Source organism: Ruegeria sp. YKSE079, assembly GCF_059612845.1.
Genome location: NZ_JBXWRJ010000022.1, coordinates 1 through 11995 on the forward strand (window position 1 = coordinate 1; position 11995 = coordinate 11995).

The following is an 11995-nucleotide window of genomic DNA, read 5'->3' on the forward strand; positions in this document are numbered from 1 at the left end:
GGCATCAAGGACAGCGGAAACGGCGTAAAAGAAGGCGTCATCGAAGCCATGAAGTTCTTCACAAACGTCAAAACATACTCCCTGCCATGGCCAACATGATAAACTGGGAGGAAGGCGAAAAGGCCCCGGCAACGGGGCCTTTCCAGCTGTTCATGTGAGCTGAACACCACGTTTCAGGCAAACAACAGCTTGCATGGTCTTTTCGACAATCTGTTGTTCCGGTGCGTAGGCAAACCCCAGCAAAAGGCCGGGGGCAACAGGTGCCTGATCCCTGAAGATCGAGACCGGCAGGCAATCGATGCCGGCATCCCAAAGGCGCTTTGCCATTTCACGATCGGATATCGTGGTATCGTTGAACCTTGCAAAAAGATGGATACCCGCCTTGCAAGGTGCTGGTTCCAGAATATCTGCTGCGTGATCCGTCAAGGTTGTGACAAGAAGATCGCGACGCTGTCGGTATGCTTGTTTCATCTTTCGGATATGAGCATTGTAACTCCCATCCTGCATGAAAAGAGCCATCGCCTTTTGTTGGAGGAGCGATACGTTCTGACTTAGCAATGTTCCAGCGGTGGCAAAGGCGCCGCTAAATCCGGGCGGGCAAATCAGATAGCCAAGCCGAATGGCAGGAAACATTGTTTTCGAAAAACTGCCGACATAGAGAATTCCCGCGTTCGGGTCGAGTGCCTTGAGGGCGGGTTGGGGGCGCTCTTCATAGTGGAATTCGCTGTCATAGTCGTCTTCGACAATCCACGCTTTCTGATCGCGCGCCAGTTCCAGCAACTCCATTCTGCGAGGGAGGCTCATCGTCATGCCAAGCGGGTGTTGGTGCGACGGCGTGACAAAAATCAGGTTGCAGGGGTCATGATTGGCGACGGCATAGGCGATTGAAAAACCTTCGCTATCAAGCGGTACGGATCGAACGTTCAACCCCTGAAGCCGCGCGGTATCCCGAAATGCAATGTGGCCCGGATCTTCCATCCATATGGTGTTGCCGCGCGTCAGAAGGGTCATGAGAACAATTGAAAACGCTTGTTGAGCACCGGCTGTCACGACGATCTGGTCCGCGTCGCATTCGATACCTCTGCTGTCCCTGACATGGCCGGCAATCGCACGTTTCAACTCTTCAAGCCCACCTGGGGGGCCGTATCCAAGCAAAGCTGAATCCTGATTGCGGGTTGCGCGAGATTGCGCCTCGGCCCAGGCACGGCGCGGAAAAAGATCCAGGGCCGGAATACCCGGTCTGAACGCCGAGACCTGGTCAAGTCGGGTTGTCGAGCGCGACCCGAGGATCTGCTCTATATGGGGTGATACAGGGCCGAGGTTGAGCGAGGGATGCGATCGTCGCGAGGGAGAGACTTCGATCGGCAGATCGCCGGGTGACAAGTTTGCCACGTAAGTGCCCGAGCCTGTGTGTGATTCCAGAAAACCCTCGGTGACAAGCTGTTCAAATGCGTTTTTGATCGTAAGACGTGATACACCAAGATCCTGTGCCAATTGGCGGGTTGAAGGTAAGCGCGTTTCCTGGGGCAGGGAGCCATTCAGGATCGCTTTGCGTATCTTGTTCTCAAGTTGTCGGGTCAGAGGTGTTTTGGTTCGCCTGTCCAGGTGCAGCATCGACAAGAAGGCGCCGCCGGTTTTCTTCATCTTGCCCGTCATCGTGACGGCACTCCTCAACTGGATATACCTCTAATTGTCTTCTGGGAAGTTTCACATATCCATTTTGACGACACAATGGCGGGCGATCATGATCCGGTGCGAGATCCTGACATCGGTTGACGGTCGACCCGTACAGGTTTGGCCGGATTGCCCGGTTCTCCGTGAAGGGCACAGGTTGCTGTTCAGGGTAGCGCCCCCCTGCGCGTGGAGAATGTTGTAACCAAGTAGAAATGTCGCTGGTTCTGCAAAATGGACATGTCCCAACTGGGCGCTGAGGTGAGCAAAGCCCGACAGGGCGGAGACCTCAGACATCGCAGCTCTGGCTGGCTTTGCGGGCTTCCTTGGCGCAGCGTTTCTTCGGCGGGGTTTTGACCTGCTCGGCCTTGATGTGTTCCAGCACCGCGCTCATCCTCTCTGCAGGAAACACGGGCAGGCGGTTCAATTCGGGCTAAATGCTATCAAAGGAGCGGCATCAAACCGCAACACGTTCAGAGCCCGACTTTGCACCTTTGGTTGTGACCTCTGATCCTGTTCCCGGTATCTCGTCGTCGGCGGCAACGTTGGATTTTCGCCAAATCACTCATCGGTGAGACCCTGAGCTACATTGCCAAATACCGGGAAGGCCTGACCGTGTTCCTTGGCGACGGTCGCGTGGAACTGGAGCCAAACAGCGTCGATCCCCATGCCGCGTGGCTTGCCAAAACCCTGACCGCCATCGCAATCGGGCACAAGCAATCCGATTTCAACGCCCTGCTGCCCTGGACTTTCACCCTGCAGATGTGATCGGCGCACCGCTTATTTTTTTGATGACGAAAAGCGAGAACTTTCGTCAGACAATGTCAGTGTCCGAATTTCGTAGGGGCAGCTCACGACGCCACCGTCGCAGCGATGGCGCTTGTGCTACTAAAGATGTGACAGTTCGACTGTGCTTGGCACATGTTAACCAAGTACAGGTGTCGCAGACTCAATCGATTGCGAAGCAGTACAGCAAACCTGCACCTCCGGTCTTGGGAAGATCCGCCTCACCACATCCTACTGAGGCATGCGAGGAATTCCACGACACCATATTCCGGGAGTCGTTCAGCCCGGCCCGGTCATGGTGACCGACTATTGCAGAACCCTCGCCGTTGCTTGTCCAGTTGCCGCAGGTCGTATCCCCGCCAGCTGTCGAGAAATGTCCGTTCGAGTCTGTTCCTGTAAGGATGTCATGTTCGTTCGGCTTGCTGCCTCGTCCATTGATAGGATTGCCGTTTTCGTCCAGCCCGGTTTCAAGGTTGATATTCGCGTTGGCACTATGCAGATCGTCCACATCTTTCGCGATCATCTCACCTTTGGCATTGTACCACGGGCCTGATCCGATCCGGTCTCTTGCGCTGATGCCGTTGGTTACTTTGGGGCTTCCGCTGCTGCGGTCAATCACCATGCTTGCGCTCAGATATGCGGCCCATGTTCGCGAAGATCCGGCAGCTTCGGCAAGTTTCGTGCAATGCGCATCAGCACCTTCCAATCCGCCGAAATTCGCACCGTCACCAGCCCCGTCACTTGTAATGAAAAATGACATCTCCTGGGCGTTGCCAGTGGTAGCACTCCCAAGGGTAGAAAGTGCTATTGTTGCGCCTAAGATCGTGCCGGTTGCTATTTTGAACATATTATCCTCCCATTATTAAATTCTTGTCAGAACGTTAAGCAGTGACCGCCAATACGTCTAGTCTGAGGCGGTCACGTGATAGAGAGCTGGCGCCAAAACCAGGACTTTTTTGACCCGGACCCAATTCAGATTTCGACAACACTATCGATATCAGCTGTATTTCGAGGTTATTGTGCAAACTTCATTCGCGATATCATCAGCCTTTGGTCGTACAACTTCATACTCAGGTTGGGTTTCGATCGCGAACGAAACGATCCGTGGCTGCGATCGCTGATGGTCGCCCATTCGGAGCACCCCTAGCCCAGGTAGTCGCGCAGGCCCGGAGGGGGAGTTTCAAAAAGTTGCGTTGTCACTGCCGGAGGATGCACGAGCCCATCCGTGACCAGGATCGTCTGATTTGCAATACGACGCGCATCTTGGGGATCATGGCTGATCATCAACAAGGTTGTATTGGTCTCGTTAATCAGATTGGAAACAAGATCCAGCATTTCCGCTTTCAGTGCGGGACCAAGGGCGGCGAACGGTTCGTCCAGCAAAAGCAACTGTCGCCGCTGCACAAGCACGCGAGCCAAGGCGACGCGGCTTTGTTGCCCGCCGGACAGCTGGGAAGGCTTACGATCACCCATCCCGGACAACCCAACTCGCATCAGGGCATCCTGTACCTGTACCTCTTCGGCCTTTGAAAGGCGACCTTTCGGACGGATCCCCAGGGCTATGTTCCGCTCGGCACTTAGATGAGGGAAGAGATTGCCGTCCTGAAACAACATTGCCAAAGGGCGTTTTCCCGGCGGGATATGGGTCATGTCTCGACCCTGCCACGATATCTGCCCTTCTTTCAGATCGCGGAACCCGGCGATGGTTTCCAGAAGGGTGGTTTTTCCTTCCCCCGAAGGGCCAATTATCGCGACACTCGCTCCGGCCTCGATTTGGAGATTGGCGCGCAAAACGAAATTGCCGTTCCCAAGAACGCAGTTCTCAAGCTTCAGCATGCCACCGCCCTCCGCGATCCAAAGCCCAGAATGCTCCCATCGATAGGATCAGCAATATCAATGCGCCACCCGCTGCGGCCTGCATTTGATAAGCGCCCATCAAGCGGTAGATCTGAAGGGGCAGGGTGGCAACCTGTGCGTCGGCAAAAAGCGCGATCACGCCGAGATCGCCCATGGAAAGCGCGGCGGCGAGACCTGCGGCAAACCCGATCTGCGGGCGCATACGGGGAAGCATGATGCGCTTAAAGAAAACCCATCCGCCCATATCCAGCGAGAGTGCCAAGCGCCCGTATCGTGAAGATACATCTCGTGCGGCGGGCACAAGAATTCGCAAAGCAAACGGCAATGCCATGACCGCATTCACCAACGCAGTGACCGGCAATGCCAACGTCGTTGGATTTGCCATCGGCCGGATCATGATGAACAATCCGGTGCCGATCACCAACGGCGACGCGGCAAGCCCGAGGATGCCTCCGAGTTCAACCAACCCAAAGCGCCTGTTGGCAACTGCGGCAGCCATTGGCAGGGCCAGAAGCAAAAGGAAAACCGTACTGGCGGCGGCGACAAGAACCGAAATCAGTGCCGCGCGAATGATCGGTATGGGCAACTCTGCAAGCCCCGTTATTCCTGATATCACAACCGAGGCAAGCGGCAGAAACAAAAAAGTCGCACCTGACACGATCCAAAGCGTATCGATAATCGTTCCGTCACCGTCCCAACGTCGAATGGCCCTGTCGAGCCCTGAACCGAACCCTTCCCGGCGTGAAAGCCTTAGGGCGGTCAGTGCGGCGGCGGCGGTCAACAGCAACTGCAAGGCAGACAAAAGTGCCGCCCGCCCCAGATCAAAGTCATAGGTAAATGCCTGATAGATAGCGAGTTCGACCGTTGTCGCGCGCGGCCCGCCCCCCAAGGTCAGGGCGACCGCGAAGCTGCTCAGGCAAATGGCAAAAATGACGGCCATCGTTCCGGGAAGAACACGGGTCAGCATCGGTATCTCGATCAACCGGAAAATGGCTCGACCGTCACAGCCCAGTTGCGCAGCCAGGCGAAAGCGTTCCGCGGGGATTTCCTGCCAGCCCTGAAGAACAAGACGGGTTGCCAGGGGAAGGTTGAAAAACACATGGGCCAAGACCACCCCGTGCAATCCATAAATCTGAATGGGTGGTAGCCCGAACACGCTCAGAAAATCCGAAATCCAACCGGCACGTCCAAAGACTTGCAACAGCCCGAGAATCGCAACGATGACGGGCAAAATGAATGGCGCTCCCAGCAACGCGATAAGCGCACGCCGACCCCGAAAACGCCGTCGTGCCAGCGCGCGGGCGACCGGAATGGCCAGCCCGGTGCTGATCAATGCCGATAGAGTGGCTTGTGTCAGGGTAAACCGCAAGGCAGCCCAGTCCGCCGGGCCGAATCCACGCCCGGCTTCGGCACGCAGGGCTACTGCGCTGAGTGTCCCCAGTATCAGCGCGGCCACAAGTGCAGCCGCGCAGAACCCCGGATAGGGGCTTACTGGCTGAGTGCGCCCAGCCATTCGGCCAGAGCCTCGTCTCGCACGGGTTCAGCTTCGTCAGGCTGGAAAAAAAGAGCCTTTGCGGGTGTGTGCAGGGTTTCGAACCCTTTGGGCAACCCAGCTGACGGGATTACGGCGGGATACATCCAGTTCGTTGTTGGAATGATCTGCTGGAACGCGTCAGAAACCATGAAGGTCAGAAATTCGTCGGCCAGTTCCGGCTGGTCGGTATGTGCCAGTTTTGCGGCCACCTCAATCTGCATGTAATGTCCTTCGTCGAACATTGCGGCGGATTTGGACGCGTCTTCCTCGGCAATCAAGTGATAGGCGGGCGAGGTGGTGTAGCTCAGCACCATGTCGGATTCACCTTCGAGAAACAGACCATAAGCCTCGGACCAGCCCTTTGTGACGGTCACGATATTGTCGGACAGATCTGCCCAGAGAGCCGGTGCGTCGGCCCCATAGGCCGCCTTGACCCACAATAGCAGGCCCAGGCCCGGTGTGGACGAACGCGGATCCTGAATGATGATCTTGGTGTCGCTGTCCGCCAGCTCGCGGAAGTTGGCGGGAGCCGGCACGTCGGCGTTGTGAACAAAGGCGAAATAACCCCAATCATAGGGGACAAATTCTGAATCGCTCCAGTCGACGGGCAGCGCAAAGTTGGCGCTCACCGAATGGGATGCGAACAGCCCGGTTTCCCTCGCTGCTGAAATCAGGTTTGTGTCGAGCCCCAACACAACGTCTGCGTCCGAGTTCTCGCCTTCCAGCCGCACACGCGACAAAAGGGCTGCGCCGTCTTCGAGGCCGACAAGATTCAGGTCACAGTCACACACTGCCTCGAACGCCTCTTCGATCTGAGGGCCGGGGCCCCAGTCGGATACGAAGCTGTCATAGGTGTAAACGGTCAACTGGGGTTTGTCGGCGGCAAAGGCCGACGTTGCACTCAGTATTCCCGCAGCAATAATCAGATGTCTCATATCATCCTCCATTGCGGCGTCAGGACAAGGATGGATGAATCCGCTACCTTTCCCTCCGCCGGTTCTAGCCGGTTCAGGTTCAACGGGTTCGCCGGATGGCATCTCAGCGCGATGTGACGCGCACCCCGAGGTAGTGCCGTGACTAGGGCAAGTTCGAACCGAACTCAACAGAAATCCGCGAGCGTTGTCCGCGCCGAACAGGGATTGCTGGGCCTTGAGCCAGGTTCTTCGAACGTAGCGTGGCGCCAGATTCACAAGAGAGCAATCAGAACAGTACGGCAGGTGGTCAGAAGAACACGACGTGGCCTTGCTTGTCGCCGCGCCCCTCTAGCTGCCATGCGCAACGGAACGCCGAAAGAGTAAAAGGCTTGTGGTCAAAAGCATGGCCCCCAGCAATGTCATCCAGAAGAACTCAGGCCAGACGGTTTCGATCCCGGCTCCCTTGAAGACGATTGCCTGGCTGGCTGACATGTAGTGGCGAGACGGAAGGAGCAGAGTTGCAACCTGCAACCATTCGGGCTGCCCTTCGATCGGGGTTTCGCCGCCTGACAGCATCAGCATCGGCAAGATCGTCAGCATCACCAAAAGCGCAAACTGCGCCATGGATCGCGCGAGCGTTGCCAGAAATACCCCCAAAGCTGTAGCGGTGAAGAGAAACAACGCGGTGCCGAGAAGAAAAAGAACCTTCGACCCCGCGATGACCACTCCCAATGATCCTTGCAGAACAAATGTCATCGACAGCGCCGTCGCAACAAGAACCACTGCGGCGTTTGACCATATCTTGGCGGCAGCGATATCGAACGGTGTTACCGGCATGGCAAGCAAATGCTCGATCGTTCCATGCTCGCGCTCACGGATCATCGCTGCTCCTGTCAGGATCGTGGTCAGCCACATGATCTGACCGATCAGGGCAACAATCCCGGCAAATCGGACCGTATCGCGGTTCGGATTGAAGGCGCTGCGCACGATCATGCCGATTTTGGGCGGATCCAATAGATCGGCACCAATGGCGAAGCGGCGGATTTCAGCACTCAGAATGTTGGAGATATAGCTTGACCCTATCCCCGCCTGTTCCATTGCGGTCGCGTCGATGAGCACCTGAATCTCCGGAGAACGGTTGGCCCGGAGATCCTTTTCGAAACCCGGCGGTACAGCAACGACAAAGATGAAACGACCCGCATCCATCTCTGCCGTACCCGTCCCGGGCTTGATGTGCACCACGGGCTGGAACTCTGGTGGAAAGAATGCAGCGGCCAACGCACGAGAAAGCGGAGAGTTGTCTTCATCCGAAAACGCAATTGACGCGTTGTTGACAGACGTTGAAACTCCGGTCGCTTCCATGATCGGTGACAGAGTGAACGACCAAACCAATAGCGCCATCATCACCCAATCGCGGCGCAGGCTTATCATCTCCTTCAGTCCAAGCCAGAAAATGCAATGCAACCGTCGCATTTACTTCTCCTGAGCCCGAAGCGCCAGTACCGCAATTGCTGTAAACACCGGTCCAAAGCAGGCCAGCGCCAGAATATCGGGGCCAAGCGCTTCCCAGCTGAGACCTTTGGTGAATGCGCCGACGTTCAAGTGCAGGAAATAGGACGACGGCCACAGCGATCCGATCGTCTGCGCGCCGGGCTCCAGGGTCGAGACCGGTTGCAGCAGGCCGGAAAACTGGATGGTGGGCACAACCGAGGCGATGGCGGTTGCAAAGGTTGCGGCAACCTGGCTTGACGTCATGGTTGCGATCAGCAAGCCATAGGACGTTGTGGCCCAAACATAGAGGAGCGCGCCAATCGCAAGTGGAATCGGATTGCCTTTGAGCGGCACACCGAAAACCAGAATGATCATCCCGGTCAGAAGCAGAAAATTGGCAAATGCGATCACAATATAGGGGATCTGCTTGCCGATCAGGAATTCGAGCCGCGTCGTGGGCGTCACATAGAAATTGACCACCGAACCCAATTCCCGTTCCCGCGCCACACTGACGGCCATCAGGATCGCAGGCAGCATGATGAGCAGGATCGCGGGCATGGCAGGAGCCATCGCGGCTATGCTCTCGAAACTCTGATTGTACCGGAAACGCGGCTCGATCCGGGCAATCTCTGCTTTCTTCGCGCCACTGTTGTCGGCCAGAACGTTCAGAAATGTTTGGTGCAGCCCCATGGCATAGCCTTCGACCGTCTCGCCTTTGAACGGGATTGCCCCATCCACGATCGCCAGAACCTCTGTCGGCTCGCCCGAGCGCAGCTTGCGTCCGAAATCCGGCGGTAATTCCACGACCAGAGAAACTTCGTTGGCGGCCAACCGACGATGCCCTTCGGTTGCAGAGGTCAGTGGGGTCGTTGGCTGGAAGTACCGTGACCCTTCGATTTCGGCAACATAAGCTCGGCTTTCCGGGCTTTGTGACAGGTCGAAAACCGCAAAGTTCAGCTCCTCAATATCCAACGTGATCCCGTAGCAGAAAACCAGCATCAACAGGGCTGAACCCAAAAACGCGAAAGCAAGCCGAACTCGGTCGCGCAACACTTCTATCGCTTCACGTCGAGCATACGCCAAAACCCGCCCGACTCCTCCTCCGGTTCCTGCGCGCGCTGTGTCAACCGGGATCGTCGGAGCCGAGACTGGAACTGGCGGATCGGCGGCTTGCAGAACGGACACGAAGGCGGCTTCCAGACTGTCGACACCTTCCGCCGCAATCAGCTCATCCGGTGTACCTTCGACAAGAACCCGACCCGCATGCATGAACGAGACGCGGTCGCAACGTTCGGCCTCAGACAAGAAGTGGGTTGAGACGAAGATTGTCACGTTCTCCTGGCGTGCCAGTTCGATCAGAAGCTCCCAGAACGAGTCGCGCGCCTCGGGGTCCACGCCTGACGTCGGTTCATCCAGAATGAGAATTCGCGGGCGGTGGATCACAGCGACTGCAAGTGACAATCGTTGCTTGATGCCAAGAGGCAATGACATGGCCAGCGCATCACTATGGGCTCCTAGAGCGAAGCGATCCAGCAATTCGTCGATCCGCGCATCGCGGTTATCGATCTCGAAAATTCGGGCGTGAAGTTTCAGGTTCTGGCGGACAGTCAGTTCGCCATAAAGCGAAAATGCCTGACTCATATAACCGATTTCTCGGCGCAATTGCAGGTCATGCGCGTCAGCAGGCCTGCCAAACAAATAGGCCTCGCCCGAACTCGCGGGCAGCAGGCCGGTCAGCATTTTCATGGTTGTCGACTTGCCGCAGCCATTCGACCCGAGAAAGCCGAAGATTTCTCCAGGCCTGATAGCGAAATTGACGGCATCGACTGCAACGAAATCCCCAAAACGACGGGTCAGGCCGCGTGCGATAATAACAGGTTCAGCGGTGGTATGTGGGCTTGGCTTTTGTTCCTGGCTTTGCTGCGGTGTCTTGTGTGTCCGGAGCCGCCTATAAGCTGTTTCGAGGTCTTCTTCGTCGCCCTTCAAATCTTGGGGCGCCCCCTGGAAAAGTACGCGCCCCCTATCCATGGCGACAATTTGGTCAAATTGCTGAGCCTCATCCATATAGGCCGTTGAAACCAGTACGGTCAGGTTGGGGCTGTCCGCCCGAATTGCGTCGATCAACGCCCAGAATTGTCGACGTGACAGCGGATCGACGCCGGTTGTCGGTTCATCCAACACCAGAATTTCCGGATCGTGGATCAGTGCGCAACAAAGCCCCAATTTCTGTTTCATGCCGCCTGAGAGTTTGCCCATCAACCGATCGGCGAAGGGTGAAAGCCCCGTCGCCGCCAACAGCGCGTCGATACGGATATCGCGTTCCTCCGGGCCTTGTCCGAAGATGCCCGAAAAAAACTCCAGGTTCTCTCGGACCGACAGTTCGGCATACAGGTTGCGGCCCAGCCCTTGCGGCATGAAAGCGATGGAAGGGCACACGCGGCGACGATGTGCCGGATCGTCGATTGGACCCCCAAGCACATCAATTGTTCCGGCCTGCAGTTTTTTCGCTCCAGTCACAAGCCCCAGCAGGGTTGACTTTCCGACCCCATCCGGCCCGATGAACCCGGTGAGCCGGCCGGTGGGAAGTTCCAATGATACTGCGTCCAGTGCGACAACCTTGCGATACCGATGTGTGACGTCCTGAACGCGGATCGTTGCGGCTGCTCCGGCACTCATTCGAACAACTCAGGTGGAATGCGCCTTTCCAGAGCGTCTGGCCATACGGCGCCAGACGCGAGGCGTATCACCGCCATACCCCTCAGTCCGGTTTTGACATGTTCTATCCGCTCCGAGACCAGTTCCTCTGGAATGCGGACGCGGACCCGAAACACCAGTTGTTCGCGTTCGCTCAGTGTCTCCACCTGCTTTGGTGTGAACTGAGCTTCGGGCGAGACGAAAGTAACGGTTGCCGGGATGGCATAGTCGGGCAGGGCATCAAGTACGATGCGCGCTTCGGCACCGATTGGCAAAAGACCTGCTTCACGGGCCGGAAGGAACACTTCCATATAGATGTTTTCAAGACTGAGAAGGGTCAGGATCGGCTCTCCCGCGCCGACGACTTCTCCGGGCTCAGCCAATCGATAGAGGACCCGTCCGGGCATGGGGGCAACAAGGGAGCTGTCCTCGATCTGTGCAACGATCCGTCGAACCTCGGCCTCGGCCGCCACGATCTGGCTAGCCGCAGTTGCAACGCGGGCCTTGGCCGCGCCCAGGACAGCCTCGGCCACTTCCTTGGCGGTTACGCGTGCCTCGAACACGGTTTCGGAAATATTCTGGCCGGCCAGCAACGCTGTCGCGCGGTCAAATTCCTGCTTTGCCCTGCGCTGTTCGCTCTCTCGCTGGACGACCACGGCCTCGGCTTCGGCCTTGTTCTGGCGCGCCAGGGCAACTTCGGCTCTGGCTCGATCAAGTGCAGCCGACAACTCATCCGTATCCATTTCGACAAGGATATCACCAGCCGAGACAAGTTCGCCTTCTGCTGCCATGATCCGGGCGATGCGCCCGGCGCTGGTCGGGGCGATTTCAACCTGTTCAGCCTCGATCCGCCCGTTGCCCTGCACAAAGCCGGGCGGCAGTTCTTCGCCGTTCCTGGCGATGACCACATACGCCACTGCCCCTGCCAGCAGGAGTATGGTTGCAAAAGTTATCGAGCCTGCCGTCAGTTTCATGAACAAGTGTCCAACTGTTGACGATGCGCTTTGAATATATTTTTTCCCAACCCAACCTACATTGCGATGAATCA

At 57.0% G+C, this 11995-nt stretch carries 9 protein-coding genes, 1 pseudogene and 1 riboswitch; of the genes and pseudogenes, 1 reads left to right on the plus strand and 9 read right to left on the minus strand.

What is annotated here, in order from left to right; genetic code table 11:
- Window positions 1–150 precede the first annotated feature (150 nt).
- On the minus strand, window positions 151–1656 hold the full coding sequence (gene pdxR / locus AC2FMY_RS17840; protein WP_496807828.1) for a MocR-like pyridoxine biosynthesis transcription factor PdxR: 1506 nt from the start codon (window positions 1654–1656) through the stop codon (window positions 151–153).
- A 304-nt stretch (window positions 1657–1960) separates the two neighbouring features.
- The gene (locus AC2FMY_RS17845; RefSeq protein ID WP_496807829.1) at window positions 1961–2098 is read right to left on the minus strand and encodes a hypothetical protein; all 138 of its coding nucleotides are present in this window, start codon (window positions 2096–2098) and stop codon (window positions 1961–1963) included.
- Window positions 2099–2226: 128 nt separating this feature from the next.
- Between AC2FMY_RS17845 and AC2FMY_RS17850 the strand changes: the two are divergent.
- Window positions 2227–2439: pseudogene (locus tag AC2FMY_RS17850) on the plus strand (transposase domain-containing protein); the annotation flags it as partial.
- Window positions 2440–2620: 181 nt separating this feature from the next.
- On the opposite strand, the gene AC2FMY_RS17855 reads toward AC2FMY_RS17850, so the two are convergent.
- The 7 genes from AC2FMY_RS17855 to AC2FMY_RS17885 all read right to left on the minus strand — a co-directional run bounded on the left by AC2FMY_RS17855 (window position 2621) and on the right by AC2FMY_RS17885 (window position 11921).
- On the minus strand, window positions 2621–3217 hold the full coding sequence (locus AC2FMY_RS17855) for a hypothetical protein (protein WP_496807830.1): 597 nt from the start codon (window positions 3215–3217) through the stop codon (window positions 2621–2623).
- Between the two features lie 383 nt (window positions 3218–3600).
- Window positions 3601–4293 carry a thiamine ABC transporter ATP-binding protein gene (locus AC2FMY_RS17860; protein WP_496807831.1) on the minus strand — a complete coding sequence of 231 codons (693 nt, stop codon included), beginning with the start codon at window positions 4291–4293 and terminating at the stop codon, window positions 3601–3603.
- On the minus strand, window positions 4280–5827 hold the full coding sequence (locus tag AC2FMY_RS17865; protein WP_496807832.1) for an ABC transporter permease family protein: 1548 nt from the start codon (window positions 5825–5827) through the stop codon (window positions 4280–4282). The genes AC2FMY_RS17860 and AC2FMY_RS17865 overlap by 14 nt, the downstream gene beginning before the upstream one ends.
- Complete coding sequence (gene thiB, locus AC2FMY_RS17870; protein ID WP_496748520.1) at window positions 5803–6783, minus strand: thiamine ABC transporter substrate binding subunit; 981 nt, start codon at window positions 6781–6783, stop codon at window positions 5803–5805. The genes AC2FMY_RS17865 and thiB overlap by 25 nt, the downstream gene beginning before the upstream one ends.
- A 32-nt stretch (window positions 6784–6815) precedes the next feature.
- Window positions 6816–6921: riboswitch (TPP riboswitch) on the minus strand.
- Between the two features lie 189 nt (window positions 6922–7110).
- Complete coding sequence (locus AC2FMY_RS17875) at window positions 7111–8235, minus strand: ABC transporter permease (RefSeq protein ID WP_496807833.1); 1125 nt, start codon at window positions 8233–8235, stop codon at window positions 7111–7113.
- The gene (gene rbbA / locus AC2FMY_RS17880; RefSeq protein WP_496745812.1) at window positions 8236–10929 is read right to left on the minus strand and encodes a ribosome-associated ATPase/putative transporter RbbA; all 2694 of its coding nucleotides are present in this window, start codon (window positions 10927–10929) and stop codon (window positions 8236–8238) included.
- Window positions 10926–11921, minus strand: coding sequence for an HlyD family secretion protein (locus tag AC2FMY_RS17885; protein WP_496745814.1), 996 nt, complete (start codon window positions 11919–11921; stop codon window positions 10926–10928). The genes rbbA and AC2FMY_RS17885 overlap by 4 nt, the downstream gene beginning before the upstream one ends.
- Window positions 11922–11995 lie beyond the last annotated feature (74 nt).